The sequence below is a fragment of the Prauserella marina genome, assembly GCF_002240355.1.
Classification (GTDB): Bacteria; Actinomycetota; Actinomycetes; order Mycobacteriales; family Pseudonocardiaceae; genus Prauserella_A; species Prauserella_A marina.
Window position 1 is genome coordinate 6535781 of sequence record NZ_CP016353.1, and the last position, 19883, is coordinate 6555663.

General features: G+C 63.7%; 22 protein-coding genes, 1 tRNA gene and 1 pseudogene. 13 read left to right on the plus strand and 11 right to left on the minus strand.

The window, feature by feature from the left end; all coding sequences use genetic code 11:
* Positions 1–6 precede the first annotated feature (6 nt).
* Complete coding sequence (locus tag BAY61_RS30335; RefSeq protein ID WP_420848808.1) at positions 7–1059, minus strand: DUF2382 domain-containing protein; 1053 nt, start codon at positions 1057–1059, stop codon at positions 7–9.
* Between the two features lie 77 nt (positions 1060–1136).
* On the minus strand, positions 1137–1847 hold the full coding sequence (locus BAY61_RS30340) for a class I SAM-dependent methyltransferase (protein WP_091805623.1): 711 nt from the start codon (positions 1845–1847) through the stop codon (positions 1137–1139).
* A gap of 30 nt (positions 1848–1877) precedes the next feature.
* Here BAY61_RS30340 and BAY61_RS33405 point away from each other — a divergent pair, with 30 nt between their 5' ends.
* From BAY61_RS33405 to BAY61_RS30355, 3 genes are all read left to right on the plus strand, one after another.
* A complete protein-coding gene (locus tag BAY61_RS33405) occupies positions 1878–2168 on the plus strand; it encodes a hypothetical protein (protein ID WP_091805626.1) in 291 nt (96 codons plus the stop codon).
* A 98-nt stretch (positions 2169–2266) separates the two neighbouring features.
* Complete coding sequence (locus BAY61_RS30350; protein WP_425439986.1) at positions 2267–2884, plus strand: pyridoxamine 5'-phosphate oxidase family protein; 618 nt, start codon at positions 2267–2269, stop codon at positions 2882–2884.
* Positions 2885–2947: 63 nt separating this feature from the next.
* Complete coding sequence (locus tag BAY61_RS30355; RefSeq protein ID WP_091805632.1) at positions 2948–5923, plus strand: AfsR/SARP family transcriptional regulator; 2976 nt, start codon at positions 2948–2950, stop codon at positions 5921–5923.
* Positions 5924–5937: 14 nt separating this feature from the next.
* Here the strand turns inward: BAY61_RS30355 and BAY61_RS30360 are convergent, their stop codons facing one another.
* The 5 genes from BAY61_RS30360 to BAY61_RS30380 all read right to left on the minus strand — a co-directional run bounded on the left by BAY61_RS30360 (position 5938) and on the right by BAY61_RS30380 (position 9725).
* Positions 5938–7011, minus strand: a complete 1074-nt coding sequence (locus BAY61_RS30360; protein WP_091805635.1) for a nuclear transport factor 2 family protein — start codon at positions 7009–7011, stop codon at positions 5938–5940.
* 68 nt (positions 7012–7079) lie between these two features.
* Positions 7080–7517 (minus strand): DUF6924 domain-containing protein, encoded by a 438-nt coding sequence (locus BAY61_RS30365; protein ID WP_143021381.1) that lies wholly within the window; start codon positions 7515–7517, stop codon positions 7080–7082.
* A 33-nt stretch (positions 7518–7550) separates the two neighbouring features.
* Complete coding sequence (locus BAY61_RS30370) at positions 7551–8093, minus strand: putative immunity protein (protein WP_091805641.1); 543 nt, start codon at positions 8091–8093, stop codon at positions 7551–7553.
* 814 nt (positions 8094–8907) lie between these two features.
* On the minus strand, positions 8908–9510 hold the full coding sequence (locus BAY61_RS33715; protein WP_245865576.1) for a DUF2188 domain-containing protein: 603 nt from the start codon (positions 9508–9510) through the stop codon (positions 8908–8910).
* The gene (locus BAY61_RS30380) at positions 9507–9725 is read right to left on the minus strand and encodes a BrnT family toxin (RefSeq protein ID WP_091805644.1); all 219 of its coding nucleotides are present in this window, start codon (positions 9723–9725) and stop codon (positions 9507–9509) included. The genes BAY61_RS33715 and BAY61_RS30380 overlap by 4 nt, the downstream gene beginning before the upstream one ends.
* Before the next feature lie 127 nt (positions 9726–9852).
* Here BAY61_RS30380 and BAY61_RS34105 point away from each other — a divergent pair, with 127 nt between their 5' ends.
* Positions 9853–10209 (plus strand): hypothetical protein, encoded by a 357-nt coding sequence (locus tag BAY61_RS34105; RefSeq protein ID WP_420848809.1) that lies wholly within the window; start codon positions 9853–9855, stop codon positions 10207–10209.
* Positions 10210–10581: 372 nt separating this feature from the next.
* Here BAY61_RS34105 and BAY61_RS30390 read toward each other — a convergent pair whose 3' ends face one another.
* Positions 10582–10839: a GntR family transcriptional regulator gene (locus tag BAY61_RS30390; RefSeq protein WP_091805649.1), complete on the minus strand. Its 258-nt coding sequence runs from the start codon at positions 10837–10839 to the stop codon at positions 10582–10584.
* A gap of 82 nt (positions 10840–10921) precedes the next feature.
* Between BAY61_RS30390 and BAY61_RS30395 the strand changes: the two genes are divergently transcribed.
* The 4 genes from BAY61_RS30395 (at position 10922) to BAY61_RS30410 (ending at position 13991) form a co-directional block, all read left to right on the plus strand.
* Complete coding sequence (locus BAY61_RS30395; RefSeq protein ID WP_245865577.1) at positions 10922–11386, plus strand: GntR family transcriptional regulator; 465 nt, start codon at positions 10922–10924, stop codon at positions 11384–11386.
* A 12-nt stretch (positions 11387–11398) separates the two neighbouring features.
* Complete coding sequence (locus BAY61_RS30400; protein ID WP_245865578.1) at positions 11399–12148, plus strand: DUF433 domain-containing protein; 750 nt, start codon at positions 11399–11401, stop codon at positions 12146–12148.
* A gap of 46 nt (positions 12149–12194) precedes the next feature.
* On the plus strand, positions 12195–12554 hold the full coding sequence (locus BAY61_RS33205; RefSeq protein WP_245865580.1) for a PIN-like domain-containing protein: 360 nt from the start codon (positions 12195–12197) through the stop codon (positions 12552–12554).
* A 450-nt stretch (positions 12555–13004) separates the two neighbouring features.
* Positions 13005–13991: a hypothetical protein gene (locus BAY61_RS30410; RefSeq protein WP_091805653.1), complete on the plus strand. Its 987-nt coding sequence runs from the start codon at positions 13005–13007 to the stop codon at positions 13989–13991.
* Between the two features lie 542 nt (positions 13992–14533).
* Here the strand turns inward: BAY61_RS30410 and BAY61_RS33210 are convergent.
* Positions 14534–14914, minus strand: a complete 381-nt coding sequence (locus tag BAY61_RS33210) for a hypothetical protein (protein ID WP_143021382.1) — start codon at positions 14912–14914, stop codon at positions 14534–14536.
* Between BAY61_RS33210 and BAY61_RS34120 the strand changes: the two are divergent.
* Positions 14864–15016: pseudogene (locus BAY61_RS34120) on the plus strand (site-specific integrase); the annotation flags it as partial. The gene BAY61_RS33210 and the pseudogene BAY61_RS34120 overlap by 51 nt on opposite strands.
* Positions 15017–15086: 70 nt before the next feature.
* On the opposite strand, the gene BAY61_RS30420 reads toward BAY61_RS34120, so the two are convergent.
* Positions 15087–15159 (minus strand) — tRNA-Lys (locus tag BAY61_RS30420).
* 304 nt (positions 15160–15463) lie between these two features.
* Here BAY61_RS30420 and BAY61_RS30425 point away from each other — a divergent pair.
* Together BAY61_RS30425 and BAY61_RS30430 are read left to right on the plus strand one after the other, a co-directional pair.
* Positions 15464–15811 (plus strand): histone-like nucleoid-structuring protein Lsr2, encoded by a 348-nt coding sequence (locus tag BAY61_RS30425; protein ID WP_091805659.1) that lies wholly within the window; start codon positions 15464–15466, stop codon positions 15809–15811.
* Between the two features lie 833 nt (positions 15812–16644).
* Positions 16645–17109 carry a hypothetical protein gene (locus BAY61_RS30430; protein WP_143021383.1) on the plus strand — a complete coding sequence of 155 codons (465 nt, stop codon included), beginning with the start codon at positions 16645–16647 and terminating at the stop codon, positions 17107–17109.
* A 146-nt stretch (positions 17110–17255) separates the two neighbouring features.
* Here the strand turns inward: BAY61_RS30430 and BAY61_RS30435 are convergent, their stop codons facing one another.
* The gene (locus BAY61_RS30435; RefSeq protein ID WP_091806529.1) at positions 17256–18278 is read right to left on the minus strand and encodes a M48 family metallopeptidase; all 1023 of its coding nucleotides are present in this window, start codon (positions 18276–18278) and stop codon (positions 17256–17258) included.
* 176 nt (positions 18279–18454) lie between these two features.
* Here BAY61_RS30435 and BAY61_RS30440 point away from each other — a divergent pair, with 176 nt between their 5' ends.
* Positions 18455–18925, plus strand: coding sequence for a hypothetical protein (locus tag BAY61_RS30440; protein ID WP_143021384.1), 471 nt, complete (start codon positions 18455–18457; stop codon positions 18923–18925).
* A 329-nt stretch (positions 18926–19254) separates the two neighbouring features.
* On the plus strand, positions 19255–19839 hold the full coding sequence (locus tag BAY61_RS30445; RefSeq protein WP_091805669.1) for an NADPH-dependent FMN reductase: 585 nt from the start codon (positions 19255–19257) through the stop codon (positions 19837–19839).
* Positions 19840–19883: the final 44 nt, after the last annotated feature.

Here is a 19883-nt window from a genome sequence, read left to right on the forward strand (position 1 = left end):
CCGCGATCAGCTCTCGGATCGTCCGTGCTTCGGCTTCTTCGTGTCGTCCTCGACCTCGACCCGCTCCTTGCGGACGCTGTCGGTCACGGTCTGTTCCTCCGTGATCTTCTCCGTGCCGAGCCTGACCCGCTCGACGGCGACGGTTTCCTTGCGCACCACCGGCTTCTCAGCATGCAAGGTGACGTCGTAGGTCTCCTCACCGATGGTGGCCGACGTTTCCCTTTCCGCACCGGTGATCGGCTCGCGCTCAAGCCTGACTTCCTCGTGCGAAACCGGAACCGTGATCTGCTGCTCCTCGGTGACGACATACTTGCGCAGGCGGACGTGGCCGGTCTCGACCTGCTCGGTCCCCACCTTGAGCTGCTCTTCCGAGCGGATCATCGTATCGTCGCCCGCCCGTCGCTTGTCCCGCGCGCCCCGCTCGCCCTGAGTGTCCTTTGCGGACTTGGCTTCGGCTCCTTCCATGGCGCCGGCACGGGTACCTGTCTGCTCGCGGTCACGCAACGCGTGCTCACGGTTCGCCTGCATCGCCTGCGAACCTTGCGTACTCTGCGAACCTTGCATGTCGCGCGCGTTGCGCATGCCCTGCTCGCTCGGTTCCCTGTTACTACGCATGGCGTTCGGCGCCGCACCGGCCGCCATCGCCTGGTTGTCCCGCTGCGGGCTCCTGCCACCCGAAGCCATCCGCTGCTGCGGGACGGGCAAGTTGTAGTACTTGTAGAGCTCGCTGTTCTCCTGCTGGGACAAATGTCCGTCAGGGTCGATTCGCGGCGCGTCGGTGACTCGTTGCTTGTCGACGGAGACGTGGAGACCCTCGCTGTCCATGCTCGCGCCCTGCAACGGAACGAAGTTCTCCTTGTGTCCGAACAAGCCGGTCTTGACGGTTACCCACTCCGGGCTGCCGGTCTCGTCGGAAAGGTAGACGGAGCCGACCTTGCCGATCTTGCTGCCCTCACGGTCGACCACCGTGCTGTCGACCAGCTTCGCCGGCTCGATGGGAGTCACCATGGGTGCCACGTCCTCTCTGGGTTTGCCGTGGGCTCCGTGGAGCCTTGACATGCCCGGACTTCCACCAGTGACGCCAAAAACACCTCATGGCCACCCGTCAGGGTGTCACCCACGCGAGCGTCGTCTTGTCAACGGCGAGGGTCCGGGACAGCCCTGATGGCAAGGAAACCAGCAGGTTCCCGGCAAAGTCGCCGGTAGGTCTCGGGATTCACGTCTTTCGCAAGTGGACTCGGTCGTGGTTCGCGCAGCCGCTCGATCAGGAACCCGGCCTCGTGCAACTCCTCGCACGTCTTCTCAAGCGGTACGAACCAGTGCCTCACCTGCCAGCCCCTGCTGAACACCTCGTCGATGACGCGCTCATCGAAGTAGCTGCCGCCGTTGCGCATCCAGTCGCCGGTGGGGTGCAGCCGCGACAGCACGAGCGCTCCGTCCGCGCGCAACACCCGCCGCAGTTCGCGCAGCGCGGCGACCCTGTCGTCGACGTAGTCCAGCGCAAGCGCGAACAGCACGAGGTCGACCGAACCGTCTTCGATCCAGTCGAGAGGACGGGCAAGATCGTGCACCCTGAACTCGCCAGAAGGCACCCGCTGCCCACTCAACTCGATCATGCGAGGGCTCTGGTCGAAACCACTGACACGTGCGCCGCGCGCGACCAACTCCTCCGCGTAGAGACCCGGCCCGCACGCGACGTCGAGCACGGTCTTTCCCTCGACGTCACCGAGCAACTCCAGACAGAAAGGACGGTCGTAGTGCGCGTTGTGGAGACTGTTCTCCGCATGATCGAGAAAGTCGTCGGCGAACACGTCGTATTGCGGGTCGGTCCCCACCAGATCAGTCATGCGCCCAGTCTGCACGGGCACCGGTTTCCGGTGCGATCAGTTTTCCGGCTCCGTGTACTCCAGGCCGAGCCGGGCAGCGAGTTCCCGAAGGCACCGTTCGAAAACGGGCTCGACATCGGCGAACGCGAAGTCGAGTTGATGCAGAATTCCGAGGGGTGGTTCGCTCAGTCCGAGCTCCTGGCGACGGCGTTGATGGTGACGGCACTCGAACCCTTCGTGACCAGCAAGGTGCGCGACTTCCTCGTCCGCGACCGTGCGTGGCCACGCACGGCGATCAAGGTCAAGCCGTTCTGGGCGACTGGCAAACGCGGACTGCACTGAGCCGCACCGACCCGCATTGCCTGCACCGTCACACCCGGACACTCTCGACCCAGCGTCCGACTTAGGGTTACCTTATTCCAATGGGGACCTTATCTGGAATGCGGCAGGTGACCACGGAAGCCGAGCTTCGCGAGATCGTGAAGGAACCGCCGCAGCCCATCTGGGACAAGGACATCGCCAGGATCGATCAGCACGCCAGGACGATCATCGCGCACTCGCCGTTCGTGCTGCTGGCGACCTCTGCCCCAGACGGCACCTGCGACGTCTCGCCTCGCGGCGACCCTCCCGGTTCGGTCCTCGTCCTCGACGACAATACGCTCGCGCTCGCCAACCGGCCGGGCAACCGGCGCGTCGACAGCTTCCGCAACGTGCTCCACAACCCACACGTCGGCCTGCTGTTCCTCGTCCCTGGCATGAACGAGACGTTGCGCGTCAACGGCAGCGCGACGCTCGTGTCGGACGCGCCCTTCTTCGACGACCTCGTCGTCAAGGACAAGCGTCCCGACCTCGCGGTCGTCGTTCACGTCGAAGAGCTGTACATGCATTGCGCCAAGGCATTCCTGCGCGCGTCGCTGTGGCAGCCGGACACCTGGCCCGAAAGGAACAGCCTGCCTTCGCTCGGCCGGATCTCGAAAGACCAGATGGGCCTCAAGGGAGTTCCCGCGAAGGTGCTCGACGCGGGCCTCGCGCTCGACGCGAAGACCAACCAGTACTGACCACACCGCCTTCGGGCGCGTACGCCAGACTGTTGGCGAAACGCCGACGGAGGAGCGGGTGCGGTGGAGTTCCAGGTTCTGGGCCCTGTGCTGGTCAAACGGGACGGGCAAACGGAATCACTCTCCGGGCGGTTACAGCGCGTCCTGCTCGGCGTACTGCTGGTGCGAGCCAATCAGCCGGTGCCCGTCGACACGCTGATCGACGCGTTGTGGGGCGAGGACCACGACCCCAGGTCGGGCCAGAAGCTGCAATTGCACATCCACCGCCTGCGGGGAATCCTCGAACCGGATCGCCTTTCGCTCGGCCCGGCGGGATACCGGCTCCGAGTGCGCCGAGGTGAGCTGGACGCGGAACGGTTCGCGGCCGGCTTCGACGAGGCGAACGAGCTGGTGGGGGAAGCGCCGCAGCGGGCCGTCGAGTTGCTGCGCGGCGCCCTTGACCTGTGGCATGGCGCACCGTTCACCGACGTCGACGTCCCGATGCTGGCCGACTGGGCGCTCCGGCTCGGCGAACTCAGGCTGGTGGCGCTGGAAAGGCTCTACGAAGCCGAGCTGGCCTGCGGACTGAACGCGGCGATCATCGGAGACCTCGAAGACCTCGTTCGCCGGTATCCGTTGCGGGAACGACTGCACGCGTTGCTCATGAACGCGCTGTACAACGCGGGGAGACAGGCGGAAGCGCTGGCCGCCTACCGCGGGGCGCGGCAGACACTCGTGGACGAACTCGGCGTCGAACCGGGACCGGAACTGCGGGAGCTGCACCAGCGCGTACTCACGGGTGAGCCGCCACGACCAGCCGCGGAAACGTCGGCGGCTTCCTCACCAGCCCAGCTTCCGATGGACGTGCGCGGATTCGTGGGGCGGGAAACCGAACTCACCGAGCTCGACGGCTTGCTCACCGGTGGGTCGGCGGCGGTGATCTCCGCCGTGGCCGGAACGGCCGGCGTCGGCAAGACCGCGCTCGCCGTGCGCTGGGCGCACCGGATGCGGGACCGGTTTCCCGACGGCCAGCTTTACGTGGACCTGCGCGGGTTTGGGCCCGACCAGCCGGTTTCGCCGGAGGACGCGCTCGCGGGCTTTCTGCGAGCCCTCGGTCTCGACGGCGCGGCGATTCCGCAGGAGCTCGCCGAACGCGCCGCGCGGTTTCGCACACTCGTGGCCGAAAGCCGGATGCTGATCGTGCTGGACAACGCGCGCACGGTGGAGCAGGTACGACCGATACTGCCGGGGACCTCGTCCTGTTTCGTCGTGGTGACCAGTCGCAACGCCCTGGCCGGTCTCGTCGTCCGCGAGGGAGCCCACCGCATCGACCTCGATCGGCTTTCCAGCCGGGACGCACTCGACTTGCTGCGCGAGCTGCTCGGCGAACGAGTGGATGCCGAGCCCGGCGCCGCGATGGCACTCGTCGACCGCTGCGCCAGGCTGCCGCTCGCGTTGCGGATCATCGCCGAGCTGGTCAGGTCGAGGCCCTCGGGTGGTCTTGGCGAGTTCGTCGACGATTTCGCGGGCCACCAGGGCCCACTCGATCTACTCGATGCGGACGGCGACCCGCACACCGCCGTTCGCGCGGTGTTCTCGTGGTCGTACCAGCGGCTCGACGATCAGGCGGCGACGATGTTCCGGCTGCTCGGATTGCACCCTGGACATGAAACGGACGACTACGCGTCGGCCGCGCTGGCCGGTGTCGGCCTGCGCGAAGCACGCCGCGCACTGGACGTACTGCGCAGAGCGCACCTCGTCGACCAGACGACGGAAGGCCGCTATCGGCCACACGACCTGCTCAGGGCCTACGCGGCGGAACTCGCCGAGACCACGGACAGCGTCGCGGCACGGGAGGCCGCGCTGAACAGGTTGCTCGACTACTACTTCCACACGGCGTCGACCGCGATGGACGTCGTTGCGAGAGACGACTACGCGCGGAGACCGGACGTGGGGGCACCGCAGGGAGAATCGCCGCCGTTTCCCGCCTACGGCCACGCCTGGCGTTGGCTCGACACGGAGAGAGCCAACCTGCTGGAAGTCAGCAGGCAGGCAGGGCCCGCGTCGGTGATCCGGATGTCCGAGACGGTGTGGCGCTATCTCGACACCGGCGGGTACTACGACGAAGCGGTCGCACTGCACACGCGTGCGCTCGATGCCGCTGGCGAACTCGGCGACGAACGCACGCAGGCGAAGGCACGGCGGGTACTCGGGGCCACGATCTCCCGCGTCGGCAACGACCGTGAGGCGATCGACCACCTCGGGTGGGCACTCGCGGCGTTCCGACGACTGGGCGATCACGTGCTCGAAGCGGCGGCGTTGAGCTTCCTCGGTTGTGTCTACGGCAAGAGAGGCGAACTCGCCGAAGCACGCGATCACTTCGAAGGCGCCCTGCGGCTGACCGATCCCGAAGAGAGCTGGTATCTGCACAGCGCGGTCACCATCAACCATTCCAGAAACCTCTTGAGCCTGGGGCTGGCTACCGAAGCCATACATCACCTCGATGCGGCTGTCGCTCTGTGCAAGGACAACGACGACAAGCACATCGAGTGCAACCTCATCACCGTGCTCTCGAAGGTGTGCGTCCATCTTGGACGTGACAGTGAGGCGCACGACCATCTCCGGCACGGTCTGACGATGGCGAGAGAAGCGGGTTTCCGTTCACTCGAAGCGGACTGTCTCACGGTTCTCGGCACCGTCTACCGGAAGAAGGGCCGAATCGACGAGGCTTTGCGCAAGCACGAGGAGGCGGTGGGGCTCGCGCACGCCGTCGGGGACACCGAGGTGACGGCGGAGGCACTCAATGCGATGGCCACCACCCTCACGTCGGCTGGACGTCCAGCCGACGCGCTCCGCCGTCACCACGAGGCGCTGGCCGTCGCCACCGATGCGGGGCATCGCGAGGAAGTAGCGCACGCCCGCACCGGTATCGGTGACGCGCACGCGGCGCTGGGCGAGCAAGACGAGGCCCGTGACGCGTGGCGGAACGCGCTCGACGACTATCGCGAACTCGGCATCCCGAAAGCGACCGAACTGCGGGAAAAGCTCGGCGACGCCTGAGGCGCGACCGTCAGTCAGAAGCCGATGGCCTCCCGCAACAGCAGGACGGTGCCGCGGCCTGGAAACGGTTCCGCGTTGAGCACGAGCAGCCGGTTGATAGCGCTCGGCTGGCCGTACACCTTCCTGGCGCGGGCATCTTCCAGTGGCAGTGCGTGTTCCTCGACTCTGCGCAGCGCGGCAGCCAGGTCCGGAACGATCTTTTGCGCACCGACGATCCAGATCGCCCGCGAACCACCCGCGTACGAAGGAAGCTGACTGCCGCTTCCCGAGGCGGCGACGAGCGAACCGGTTTCGGTTACGGCGGCGACACTGCCGACGACGACGTCAGGGCAGGCGGCAAGCCGCCGGATCTCGTCACCTTCACTCGCCCTGTCCATTGCCAGCAGTCGTGGCCTGACGGCCCGATATTCGCCGCTGGCGTTGAGGTCGTCGTCGATGCCGGAAAGCCGAAGAGTCTCGCTCGCCGCCGTCAGCACCTCGGTGCCGTCGGGAATCAATTCGGCGACCCTTGCCCTGGCGGCGGCCACATCGTCGAGGATCTCGACAACGAAGTTGTTGGCCTTCAGCGCCGTGGCCGCCCGCTCAAGGCTGAGCGCCGAAGCGGGCTCGGTGAAAGGCGGCACGGGAACTTCGTCCTCCCACACGACATCCGGCCTCCCGGTGAGCGGGGCCGTGTCGAAGTAGCGGACCTCGTAGACCCGCTCGGTGAACCTCCACCCCGCCGCGGTCCGCCGATAACGGTCGTGAAAGAGCGCGTAGTTCAACATCGACCTGCCGTCGCGCGCCTTGCCGAGTTCGCAGATGTAGGCCCTGCCGGTCGCGGTGTCGCCGTCGAACTCGACCGCACCGGGATGGGTGGTCTGCACGAAGTATTCCCAGCTCCCCGCGAGCCGCTCGGCGCCCTCACGGATGGCTTGTCTGCCGATGTGCTCGATGTCGGCGTCGGGAATCCGGTAGACGGCGTCGTCGGTGAACAGCGACGCGACGCGGTCGTGGTCCGCCAGCATCGCCGCGTCGGCGAACTCGGCCCTCAGCGCCTCGATCTCGACCCGGTCGGCAATGGCACGCATGGCTTTCGAATCAGGCATGCTGTCCTCCTCGTACGTTGGCATCTCCCCTTTCCGACAAGCCAACCGCCGCGAATGTCAGGCGCTCGCTAGTTGAACCCACGTAGCTCGGCGAGTGCTTGACGATGCCGGTCGGACAGCCGGTAGACACCGGAGTCGTCAACCATGCCGAGGTAGTCCTCGAAGCTCTGATTCTGAATGGCCAGGTTGCCGATGGCGGAGGAGAACGCCTCAGGCACGGCGCGGAACGACCTGCCTGGTTCCTCATCGACATCGACAAGCAGCAGGGTGCGTTCGGCGGCGGAGAACGTCACGTCGTCGGCGACGGCGAGCACCGGATAAGAACGGTCTTCGGGTACCAGTGCCACCAGTTCGGGCACGGAAAGTCCCTCATGAGCAGGGTCGGCCATGACGGTCAGCCAGTCGTGGCCGATCTCGGCGAGCAGCCCCGACCACGCCTCGTCATCGGTGAAATCCGTACGCAAAAGTGGAGAGTAATCGGTGTCCGGCAACCGGGGCGTAGCCATGTTTCCTCCAAGGGCAGGCAAGTGGAAGCCACATTACCGAGTTATGGGCTCCCGCAAGGCGCTGTCCAAAGTGCTCATGAGCCGCCCGACGCGGTGCTTCGCGGTGGGCGCGGCCGGATACCGGCGGAGCACGTCGATCACGACCGGTGTCGCGCGCAGCCGAGCCTGTTCGATCAGCATGTCCCCGACCGAGGGGTCGCCGCCTTCGGCAAGCTCGCCGATGCGGGCGGCGCTCGCCGCGGCCCGCAGGATGTGCCCGACCTGGGTGGCTTGCGCGATCGGGTGCAGGTACGCGGCCGACGCAGCATCACCACACGAGCGCGCGGCGAGCCGCGCGCTCTCGGTGCCCGCTTCCTTCGCGGCCCGGTGCGCGTCCAACGAGGTGACGCGCTGGAGCTTGCTTCTCTTCGCGCCATCGATGAACTCCAACGCGGCTTCGACCGCCGCCCTCGGCCGAGGGTCACCGGGAACGGCTTCTTCGAATACCGGCAGGACTTCCCACGCGCTCGCCGTCACGAAACGCGCGATGGCGCGCAATTCGTCCATGGTCAACTCGAAGTCGCCTGTCCCGGTCATGGACCGAATTCTTCCATCGGCCAAGGGCCAACCTCCATCGTCGCCACGGCGTTCGGTCTGACCGTCGTCCGCCGTTTACTGGTCGCCTTCGCTGGCAGGATCGCCTGCGGCGGATAGTTCGTGTGGGACCTGCGCACGGTCGCCTGTCTCGTCGACTCGCCGAGCGGAGTTGACAATGTTCGATCCGGCCAGATTACGCGGCAGGATGACTCAAAGCCCGTATAGAAGATCCCACACAATCGGTGCGCACAAATCATCCACATGGAGGTATCACCTCTCAAGCGCGCCCTGCAAAATCGGTCTACATGAGAGCTGCTACCAAAAGGAAAATTGGGCAGCTGCGGGGATACCTGCTTCTGGGGGTCGTGGCCTACGGCTGGTTCGGCGCCAACTTCACACCGCTGTGTCCATCCAGTTCAGTATATGGGGAAAATTGGTGAGCCGCGTGCTTGCCAATATTGGCGGCATCGCAGCATCAATCTCAGCTGTAGCCGCAAGCGCCTCAGCTGTGATCGCGCTGGCCACTTTGACTTTGAACTGAGACCGTTAGACTCGGCCTGAACCGCAAGTCACAAAGCTGAGAGTCGTCATCTCTGCCTCAATTGAATCCGACGGCTTTGTGGCACTGCTTAGCATTTTCGGTGCCAGAAGCAGAGCAGCCGACCATCGAAGGAAATCAGTAATCGACATTACGGAACCGATGATCTCGCCACCCGGCAAATCAAGTCGCGTACTCGAATTACCAGCGGCCCGCAGACCGGAAGCAAAAGCGACCCCGTCTTGTCGTCGTCATATTGACTAATTATTTGAGTGCTCAGCCCCTGTTTCTGCGCGATCGAGGGTAGGTGTTCTTCTCGCCAATCGTGCCATCAGTCTTATGAATGACGTGCTCAACACCGCGCTGTTTGGCCATCTCACGGCCCTTGGCTTGCGCCTCTGCCTTTGTCTTAGCAGTGTTCGAAACGCGCTTGTTACCCTCTGCTTTGTTCGCCCAGCCGCCCTCGTACGGGACCGTGTGAATATCGCCTTCGGTCACGGGTTGCCTCGTTGACCGTCGTCGCCCGGCGGATCGGTTGTCCGGTCGTGGCTGAGACGATTCGTGATCCATTGACAACACAAGCACCGCTTCTTCGAGACGTCGGACCCTGGCTGCGAGATCAACTCGGAACTCGCTCTCCGGCGCTTGGCCATCGGGCGAGAGATTGGATTCGACGAGTCGTCGAATCCACGCGGTTGGCTTGACCCCGGCAGCTTCCGCCATCGCGCGGACCTCGTTCATGACCGAACGTGGGAGACGGATCGAAGTTGAGATCATGGGGTCGTCAACCGTCTCCGACTCCCACGTGCCCGTCTCCATCTCCTCGGCGAAGTCGTGCTTGTCGGCGCGCTTTGCAAGTTCGTCGAACTTGTTCGTCATCTCCACCTCGCCTTTCGTTGGAACGCCTGGCGCTCCTTAAGCGTCATGTCACGGGCGGTGACCACATACCAGCGCCCGTCGAGCGCTTCGGAGAGCACCACCAAGAGATACCGGCCCGCTTCGCTGGTGCCGAAGACCAACAGCAGATCGTCGCGCCCCGCGCTCGTCAGGCGAGGGCGGGTATAGAGAACATCTTCTACTTCAGTCGGATACACATTGTGACGCGCGATGTGCTCTTCGCTCTTTCAGTCCAGAGAATCTCACGCACGATCGAGCCTAGCATGATGCAACACGTTGTGGCACGTTGTGGCACGTCGCATCTGGCTCCGGACGGTTGATCGAGTGAGAGGATCGACTTCGAGGACAGGGTTGCTTTTAGACCGGCGCACCCGTGTCGCCGCCACGGCTGAGGTCGGGGCTGAGCAACTGACCGGCTCGGTCTTCCCGAACGCGCGGGGCGGTCTCCGCGAAACGAACAACCTGCGGCGCGACTGGCGCGCATTCCGCAAGCGCCACGGTATCGGCGACTGGTTCACGCCCCGGACCTTCCGGCGCACGGTAGCCACCCTGGTCACGGACGCGCTACCCGCCCGCGAGGCTAGCGACCTCCTGGGGCACTCGCGCGTATCCCATGGTCAACACGGGTGTTCGGCCGCTGGGCTGACCTGCGGCAGGAGTGGTCCTAACGTGTCAGGATAAGAACCGCTTGACGCAACCACGGTTCGTGGGGTCTGCGGGGGTCGCCCCCGCAAAATTATCAACAGAACGACCTGGTCCGCGCGGTCGGCGGACACGCTGCGCCGAGAGTGGAGTGGGCCGCCTGGGACTCGAACCCAGAACCCGAAGATTCTCCGGCCACGGTTGACGATGCTTGGTCACATCTGCCGATATGCCTCATGATCTGCAAGGATCGCGAACGCAAACGTCCACTGAGGCTCGTCGTTTTCGGTCGTCTGGCGTCGTTCTTCGTGGGTAAACTGTGGATTGATCTTGAGGTTAACTGGACTTCGCGGCGTAGTGTCTACTGTGGAATCCCTGAGCGTCTAGCCACAACCGCGAGCCTTTCACCGGTCAACCTGGTTTGGCAACGAAGGTTCCACGACCGTGAGTGACCCGAAGGAAGCCCTCCTTGCGCAACTCCAGCACTGCTCGCCGAACCGTCACCCGGGCAACACCGTAGATGTCCGCAAGCTCCAGCTCGCCGGGAAGCTTCGCCCCCGGTTTCAACGAACCTGACTTGACGTCATCGCGGATGTCCGTCGCCACCTGTTCCCATAGCAGGTCAGGGCCATCGTGATCGATGCGCGCGGAGCGGTCGTTCCAAGACATGCGGGCACGTTAGACACCTCATGACGTACGAAGCCTCCCCAGAACATCCCAAGATGTCTTAGGATGTACTATTCTGAACTGCATGTACGCGTTGCCAAGTTTGCTGCTGGCTGGCCTAAATCTGGTCGTCTTGACCGGCGAACAATGCGACGCCATCACGGACGCCTTGGCTGATGACAACGCGCGACAAGCTGAGGTGATGTTCTTCGCCGCCCGGTATCCGGATGAGACCTTCTCAATAGCGGAAGGGTTCACCGAACCGGAGCTGCGATGGGTCGCGCGCATCCGCACCCTGGGAGAAAGGCTCTACCGGTTGACCCGACCCGTCTATCAGCTCGATCCTGCCGTCGCGTACTTCTGGCAGCAGGTACGAGACCATCTGACGGAACGCATCGCTGCCGGTGAGTTCGACCGATGGCTACCGGCCCGGCGAACGCTCGCCCGGGAGTACGGCGTCAGCATCCGCACCGTGGACCGAGCCATCCGCGCACTCGCAGAAGACGGACGTGTTCTGTCGTTCCCCGGCAAGGGCATCGCGCTTGCCTGATCAGGGGCGGAGATGCCGGCCGGGACCGTGTCGTTCTGGCGTAGCCTGATCGAGCCGGAGATACTGGATGAACACGAGGAAGGAGCAACGCTGATGGATGGGGACGTGCGGTTCGACCGACCGCTGATGACCATGTCCGACGCGGGGCGTCACCTCGGAATCCCTCGGCAAACCTTCCACCGCTGGGCACGCGGGTACGAGCGCGGAGGTCCGCTGCTCCACGTGATCGGCACTGACAGCATGCGCCGTGCGACGGTTCCCTTCGTAGCTCTCGCCGAGGCGTGGGTACTGGAAGGGCTACGGCAAGCCGGTGTCCATCCCCAGCGGATTCGTCCCGCGCTGAAGCAACTCCAGAAGGAGTTCGGGCGCGAGTACGTGCTCGTCTCACCCGCGCTGGTTACCGATGGAATCTCGGTGCTGTGGGACTTTTCGCGCACCAAGGCCGGAGCGGGACTGATCGAGGGCGGAACCGGTCAGACGGTGATCCGCGAAATTGTTCAGGACTACCTGACCTACGTCGGCTTTGGTGCCGACGAGTACCCGAACCTACTGAAGCTCAAGCCGTTCGAACCCGCCAAGGTCGTCGTCGACCCGTACCGCTCGTCGGGGCAACCGGTGTTCGAAGGTACTGGGGTGAAAGTCGCCAACGTGGCCGCAATGCTGAAGGCTGGTGAAGATCCTGCCGTCGTCGCCGAAGAACACGGAGTCGGACTCGACGCCGTCAGGGCCGCCGCACGCATCCTCCTGGGCCGCGCCGCCTGAGTTCTACCTAGACGAGAACGCGGTCACCAAGACAGTACGGAAGCTGTTGATCGACCTCGGCTACCGCTGCCACACACCCCCGGAAGTGTTCGGCACCCGCGCCGAATCCCTGGGCGCCGAGGACACCACATGGCTGAGCAAAATCGCGGGAAGCGGCTGGGTCGTCCTCAACCGGGACGCCAAAATCATGGAACGCCCCGAAGAACTGGCCGCATACCGCGCCGCGAAAGTCCACATGTTCTACCTGCCAGGCGAAGCAACCCGAGCCCACCTAACCCAACTGGTGTCAGGAAACCTCCGCGACATCATCACACGCGCAACAGACCGAACCCCGGAAGTCTGGCGCATCACTAACCACGGCGTCGAACGATTCGTTATCAAGAAACCACGCTCTCGCGGGAAGTAGGGCCGCCAAGCGCTCCACAACATTCAGCGCAGAAGTTGAAACAGCGACCCCTTGACCTTATTCCTTGCCCCTACAGCCTGCGCGGATATACCTGAATTGAAGTCTGACCTGCGTTTATATATTCCACTGTTTCTGACCCTTTGCCGTGCGCTGCGTGTGCCATGTGGCATGAATGTGGCATGGCGACACGGGCAGACTTGGCCCACACCCGCTTAACCTGTCGTTTGAGCTGCGACAGAACGTCTGGCCAGCGGTCCTACCGATAACGATCAAGTCTCGTAGCTGCCTCGCGGTTAACGCACAGTACACAGCGCACGACAAGCGCATCGACATGGGAAGAAGCTGGGCTAGACGGCGGTCGGCGCGCAACCCGACACCCAGCAGAAGAACGGTCGACTCACGTAAGCGAGCGACTACGAAGAGTACCGACGCGAGGAGTGCTGCCGCCCGATGGCAAAGCATGCTTACGTTGCTTACCGCCTGACCGTGAGCAGGAACCGTCAGCCGGAAGATGCGCTTGATGTCGGCAATGTCGACGGGAAAGGGTCCGACCTATTGGCCTTGTTCCATGGGTTCCTGCGCGACGTCAGCACGTCCGCTCTGCGCGACAATCGGTATGAGCGGTACTTGAATGTGTCGAACCTGGCCGCTACTGGGCGGACGGTGCGATTTGAGGCGCACCACGGCCGTTTTGGCACAACAGGGCAGCTTGTCGACACCTTGAGCGGTGTAACAACACACGAGTTCGACGAAGACGAATCTCCTGTCTCAGTGACTCGAAATATTCTTGCCAGCCCCTCCTCGGGCCGTTGGGCAATATTCCTTGCGGAGCGATATGGGGGCCGAGGCGCAGCCTCGATGGTTCTTAGTCAATTCAAGCGCGCATTTAGGCGGCGCTTCGATTCCGCAGACCTGCTAGTCAAGCACGAGGGTCTCATGGATTCGGACGCATGGGAAAAGTTCATTGAATCGGCCGAGATGACGGCGCTTGAGATCAAGCGCTTCGGTCTATCTTCGGATAGAAGTCATCCAATGGCCGAAAAGACCGTGGGGAAGATCGTAACCCAGGTCAAGCCGAACTGGGGAGAGAAGAAGTTTCCGCGAAGGCTGCGTGACGCGATCATTGACGGCGACGTGCGAGCTCAGGAACTGGTCGGGATGCCTGCCCTTGATGCAGACGAGGTCGAAGCAGTCCTTGAAGATGGCAATCAGCAGCGTCGTCTCCTCATCGGCCAAGCCGCCGTCCCGATCCTGGCCTACCCCATCGCGGAAGACCGCGACGAGCGCCCAGCAGACGCCCAGGTCTATGCGGCGATGGAAGAAAAAGTGTCAGAGGTCAATGGCAAACTGGGCTTGAAGTTGCCGTATGACTGGAAGGCAGGTCAATGGTCGGACGAGGCGCTCAGTGTGAAGCTGGACGCAATACGTGACAGCTAAATGGTCTTTCACTCGTATCTTGCGCGACCATGTCAATACACTTGTCGACGCCCGTTACGACCCACCCAGGACGCGCAAGCGTGACCTTGTTGCCTTTTATGGGTTCCCCATCGCACTCGGCGCAGTATGCCATATAGCAGACTTTAGGATTCGCGGCCTGGAGGGGATACTAAGTGGAGTTTCCATATATGCAGCACTTTTATTCGGTCTTTTAGTACAGTTGTTTCAATTGAAAGTTCGACTTCTATCCGAAGAAAGAGACCGATTTGACACCGTGCGCCTGAACGACGAACTGGAGTCCAACGTTTCTTATGCGGTATTTATGGGCGTTACCACAACAGCCTTGCTAATATTTGCCGTTGCAGTAACAGAAAAAGATCACCCCGCATCCTTATGGCTTAGTGCTGTAATAGTCGCATTTGTCGTACATCTACTACTAACGCTCTTTATGGTGCTTAAAAGAGCCCGGTCTGTGTACAAGGATCTGTAGTACTCACGAGTGGGTGGCCCTTGTGCCATCCCGTCGACCTGGCGTAGCCCGATCACGCCGCGTCAAGGGGGCAACCTTCCTCGGCTCCGGCACGTGCGCTGCCAGGCTTGCCCCCTTGGCGCGGCGTGATAGCCCTTCGGGAGGTCGTCGGGATGGCACGCCCTGGGCCGCCCGCGGACCGCAGCGTTCGTTGTTTCCCGGCCATCCCGGAGACCTGCCCGTCCGGCGAGGACATGTTCTTCTTCTTGTTCAGCGCTCTCTTGCTGTCCTCGGCCTGCCTTGGCTCCGGCCGATGCGCGGGGACCGGCGTCAGCCGCACGCCCCGCGCAGGCTCGGCCGGAGCAAGAGAGGCTGAGGCCGAGCGGGCGCCGGAGGCGCCCGCCTTGACGAAGCGGGTCTGAGAGCTCGGGAGATCGCCGACCAGCTCGGACACGCGCGGCCTTCGATGACGCAGGATGTCTACCTGGCCCGTAAGGTCGGGAGCAGGGACGCGGCGACGATCTTGGAAGACGTCCTCGGTAAACAGTCCGAGTAGTCTCCTGTGGGTAAGATGTGGGTCGATCTTCACGGCGCTCCGAGATCAACCCGCTGACCTGCGGTGGGAGTGGGCCGCCTGGGACTCGAACCCAGAACCCGAAGATTAAAAGTCTCCTGCTCTGCCAATTGAGCTAACGGCCCGCGCGGCTAGTCTAGCCAATGGTCAACTTGCCGCGAGGCCGCCCCGGCGCAACGGCTCGATGGCGAGGCCGGGACAACAAGATCGCGAACAAGCGATCAGCACCCAACACCGCCGACGTGACATTAGCCACCTATATCACCCTTCGCGATTCGCGCGTGGTTCGTGGCCGACATAGCTGGGATAAATGTTCGTGGTCGGAAAATGATCGGGGTCAGGACAGGTCCGCCCCGTCCGCTACACTCCGGTCGAACCGGGCAAAATTACTTCTTTAAGCACCGCAACCATTGCAGGAGGGCCAAAACCGTGGCACAGCAGGTGATTGTCTCGTTGGTGGATGACCTCGACGGTTCCGAGGCGGACGAGACCGTCCAGTTCGGAGTTGACGGCGTAACCTACGAGATCGACCTCTCGGCCGACAACGCCGAGGACTTGCGCGACCAGTTGGCGCAGTACGTCGAGCACGCCCGTCGCGTCGGTGGCAATGCTCGCAAGCGCGCCGCCAAGAGCAACGGCACGCCGGCGGCACCGGCTTCGGTCGACAGGGAACAGAACCAGGCCATTCGCGCCTGGGCTCGCAAGAACGGCTTCGAGGTTTCCGAAAGGGGCCGCATTCCCGCTGCGGTCACCGAGGCATACCACCGCAAGAACTGAAACAAGAACTCATCATTCTTCGCGGAAAAGTGGAGTACGACGACTGATCCGCGACCCCGTTTCTCGATTCAACGGTCCCCACTGAATCGCAGGCTGGATTTCATTTGTCGCGACCGCGCGACTCCCGCGGTCACGCACAACTTCCGGCCCCGCCCGTCGCCTCCCCGCGACCCCTCCGGTGGTTCGCCATGTCCGCGGTCTGCTCGCGTTGAATAACGACAACCACCGCCCTCTCCGCAGCTCAGCGCCCTCTCGCAGCGCACGGTGGCCACAAGGCCCTAGCGAAACACCACTCAGCTTTCTATATTGAAGCGCGTCAGAACCGATCGAGCGTTTCATTAGTCGAAACCGGAGGTGAGAGTGGCTCGCAGGCACTGATCAGATCCGTCGACGTAGCCCCAAACGCGGTATCAAGTAGTCAGTTCGCCTTGCTTGGAGAACGGTCCGGCCCACCTTCATCGTGCGCCATTGCTTCACGGGAGTTCGCCGTGACCGCTTTTTCCACACCCCGATCCACTACCCGTGGCGTTGGCAAAAGTGAATCGAACCGACCGGCCCGCCAGACGAATCTGATCACCGCACGCGAATCACGACCTTGTCGTCACGTTGTTCGCGACGATGAACCTCGGTCGCCCATCGGCTCGCCGCAGCGGCGCCAGCCCACACTTCCTTGCCCACGGCCGTTGGCAAGGAGTTCACGAGGAGGGGCCGCATCGGGGAGGCGAGTCGCCTACTCCGTACGAGTCGCCAGAGCAGGCGCATCCAGCGCAGCTGAATGACGCCGCCCTGCGCGTACTCGGCTCACACGGCCAGATCCGACACTGGAGGGTGTCATGTGGCGGTTTCGTGGTTTGTCAGGGGATTGGACGAGGGACACCTTGCCCGACCTGGTGGTCAGAACATGGCTGGACCAGGACGGCCCGCGCGGCAAACGCCTTGAGACCTACGACAGCAAGACGGTGCGTGCCGTACAACACGGCGTGCTCGTCGGCTACTACTACTGGGAGCCTGACGCCGTTCGAAGCGGGCTCGTGGCGTGGGGACCGGCCGCGCTGCCTGACCGAGCCCCCGTCTACCTTCGCATCGGCGCGAGGGCAGCCAAGATTCACGCGGGCTACATCGAGGGCGGTGGCGCGACGTACAAACTCGACTGCGAGGAGTACCCACACAGCAATCTCGGCGCGGAGTACCGGGACTACGCGGTCACCGATGGCCCGGCCACCTGTACCCGCTGCCGGTCGCGGTGCGATACGGAAGGCAGCGTCGCCCACGCCGATGTTCTCGACGGTGGACGCTGACCCGGCCTGTTTCCGCTCGCGAATGCGGATCTCGCCGTCCCGAATGCGGATCTCGCCGTCCCGGGCACGGATCTCGGCGGCCTGGGCGGGGGACTCGCCGATGCACGGGTCCGAGCTCGGACGAGCGCGCCGGGCCCGGGCTTGGCTCACGGTCCTGGACTGGGTTTGTCCCTTGGGTCGAAGCGTTCCCACACCTTGCTCGCCGCACCGGAAACGGCCTCGCCGACATCGGAGAACACCTTGGCGAGCGGATCGGCCGACGCGGCGAACGAGTCCTTGTACGACTTGGCCGCCGACTTCACGTCAGAGGCCCAGTGAGCCGAAGGCGCATCGGCGTCGCGCCTCGGATAGTCACCGCCGAGTATCCGCCGGTACTCCTCCGAGGCTCCCCATTTCTGGAGCTGCGCTGCCCTCACGACGGCGAGCGGATGCGACAACAGTTCCACGTTGCGCAGTTTCAGCAGGCTGTTCCTGATGTCGTCGACCGACTCGTACTCACTCGCCTGTTGCAGGAAAGAGAGGACATCGACCTCGGCAGGGTCGACACCGCCCGCGAGCAACACGTGGGTCCTGAGCGCCGCCGAGGGGTCCTGCGCGCACAACAGTCCCGCCCTGTCACAGGACAGCTCCGCCTTGCGGTACCACTCGTTGAGCGCGGCGATGATCGCCCGAAGACCGAGTGCGCTCACCGGCATCCAGGACATGCTCAACTGGAGCTTCAGCAACCTGAACAGCATGGTCCGGTACACCGCGTGCCCCGAGAGCACGTGTCCCATCTCGTGGCCGATCGCGAATCGCAGGCCGTCCTCGTCGAGCAGTTCGACAAGGCCCGTCGTCACGATGACGAACGGTTCGTCCATGCCTAGCGTCATCGCGTTGGCTTCGGGCCCTCTCGCGACGAACAGCGCGGGCACCGGGTCGATGTCGAGCGCTCGCGCGCATTCGTTCCTGAGCCGGTCCAGCTTGGGATACTGCCGAGGGCCGACCCTGATCGCCGAACCGAGAGCCATCAGCCGCTCGCCGCGCTCGGGATAGAACCCGGAAATCGCCTTGAGTACCTCCGCGAAACCCGGCGCCATCCGCAGGGTCGCGACCGCCCCTCTGTCGACGGGGTGTTCATAAGCTCTCGGGCTGATGCCGGGAAACCGGACTCTGCCCCGCTCGGTCATGGTCGCGCCCGAGTTGTCCATTTCACGTCCCTCTTCGGCCGAGCCGGTCATTACGGGAGAATCCGCTGGACCAAGCGATGATCAGCCGAAGCTACCTGACGTCGCGCACGCGTAGTCGCGGATCGGAAAACACCGCCGAACTTGGAAAAGCACACCCGATCATGGATTATGCCCGGGTGAGTGAGTACCCATCCGCACAGTGGTCAGGTCAGCCCGCGAACCAGCAGGTTCCGCCACAACCGCAGCAGCAGCCGCCGAAGCGCTCGCGCGGACTGGTCGCGGGAATCGCGGCTGGCGCGCTGGTCGTCGGGGCCGGTCTCGGAGTGCTCCTCGGATACCTGTTCTTCGACAACGCCCCCTCCTCGGAGAACGCCGCCGACGCGAACTTGACCATGGGCTGTGACATCGTCGAGCGGCTGGCGACGTCGCACCCGGGTGAAGACGACTGGCCCAGCCTCGACGAGCCCGCGCTGTGGGAAGTCATGGGAGCCGGGCCGCTGCTGGTCGCCGCGGCGAAGAGCGACGAGCGCCACGCGGAGTTCGAAGATCTGGGCAACGACCTCACCTCGTCGGTGACGAGGATGGACGTGCAACAACTGACCGAAACAGTGCAGACGGTGAGCGCGCGGTGCGAGGCAGTGAGCTGATCGCTCACATCCGCACAAGAACCGACGGCCGCTCCTCGATGGAGGCGGCCGTCGTAGGAGACAGACTGCTCAGGTCAGCACTTTCCGCAGCAACCGCACGCGGGACCCGAACACGAACCACAGCAACCGCATCCGCTCATCGTTGATCGCTCCAACCTATTCGAGAAACAAAACCTGCGTCTCGGAATCAACGTTATGCGCACGACGCATGCCGGGAAACCACTACGCGAGTGACAACGGCCGATTCCGGTGGGTGACGACGCGACAGGTCGCAACCCCAGTCACCTGACAGATGCCGGACCCGGCCCCGGATTCCTAGTGTCATCGGCATGAACACAACGACCTCCACCGCGAAGAAACCACTGCGACTGGCCGTCATCATCGGCAGCACCCGCAAGGACCGGTTCGGGCCGATTCCCGCCTCCTGGTTCGCCGCGGAGGCGGGAAAACACGAGTCCATGGACGTCGACCTCGTCGACCTCGCCGACCTGTCACTCTCCAACGCGCTCGACGCTTCCGCCGACGCCGACAGCCTCGCGGACAGGCTCGCGGACGCGGACGCTTTCGTCGTCGTCACCCCTGAGTACAACCACAGCTACCCGGCCGCCCTGAAGACGGCAATCGACCACTACGGCAAGGAATGGCAGGCGAAGCCGGTCGGATTCGTCTCCTACGGCGGTATGGGCGGTGGCCTGCGTGCTGTCGAGCATCTGAGGACCGTCTTCTCCGAACTACATGCCACGACGGTGCGCGACACGATCAGCTTCCACAACTTCTGGAGCCTCTTCGACGAAGACGGCCAGCCGCTCGACCCGGCCTCGTGCAACAACGCGGCCAAGGGAATGCTCAACCAGCTCGCGTGGTGGGGCAACGCGCTGAGGGAAGCCCGCGACCGGCAGCCATACGCCGCGTGAACCGAGGCGACTCGTCCTTGACCTCAACTATAGTCGAGGTTGCA

Bases quoted from the DNA above. Each gene is read 5' to 3' on its own strand.
- BAY61_RS30335 (WP_420848808.1), bottom strand. From the start codon at position 1,059: ATGTCAAGGCTCCACGGAGCCCACGGCAAACCCAGAGAGGACGTGGCA.
- BAY61_RS30340 (WP_091805623.1), bottom strand. From the start codon at position 1,847: ATGACTGATCTGGTGGGGACCGACCCGCAATACGACGTGTTCGCCGAC.
- BAY61_RS30350 (WP_425439986.1), top strand. From the start codon at position 2,267: ATGCGGCAGGTGACCACGGAAGCCGAGCTTCGCGAGATCGTGAAGGAA.
- BAY61_RS30360 (WP_091805635.1), bottom strand. From the start codon at position 7,011: ATGCCTGATTCGAAAGCCATGCGTGCCATTGCCGACCGGGTCGAGATC.
- BAY61_RS30365 (WP_143021381.1), bottom strand. From the start codon at position 7,517: ATGGCTACGCCCCGGTTGCCGGACACCGATTACTCTCCACTTTTGCGT.
- BAY61_RS30370 (WP_091805641.1), bottom strand. From the start codon at position 8,093: ATGACCGGGACAGGCGACTTCGAGTTGACCATGGACGAATTGCGCGCC.
- BAY61_RS33715 (WP_245865576.1), bottom strand. From the start codon at position 9,510: ATGACGAACAAGTTCGACGAACTTGCAAAGCGCGCCGACAAGCACGAC.
- BAY61_RS30390 (WP_091805649.1), bottom strand. From the start codon at position 10,839: ATGTCTTGGAACGACCGCTCCGCGCGCATCGATCACGATGGCCCTGAC.
- BAY61_RS30395 (WP_245865577.1), top strand. From the start codon at position 10,922: ATGTACGCGTTGCCAAGTTTGCTGCTGGCTGGCCTAAATCTGGTCGTC.
- BAY61_RS30400 (WP_245865578.1), top strand. From the start codon at position 11,399: ATGCCGGCCGGGACCGTGTCGTTCTGGCGTAGCCTGATCGAGCCGGAG.
- BAY61_RS30410 (WP_091805653.1), top strand. From the start codon at position 13,005: ATGGCAAAGCATGCTTACGTTGCTTACCGCCTGACCGTGAGCAGGAAC.
- BAY61_RS30430 (WP_143021383.1), top strand. From the start codon at position 16,645: ATGTGGCGGTTTCGTGGTTTGTCAGGGGATTGGACGAGGGACACCTTG.
- BAY61_RS30435 (WP_091806529.1), bottom strand. From the start codon at position 18,278: ATGACCGAGCGGGGCAGAGTCCGGTTTCCCGGCATCAGCCCGAGAGCT.
- BAY61_RS30445 (WP_091805669.1), top strand. From the start codon at position 19,255: ATGAACACAACGACCTCCACCGCGAAGAAACCACTGCGACTGGCCGTC.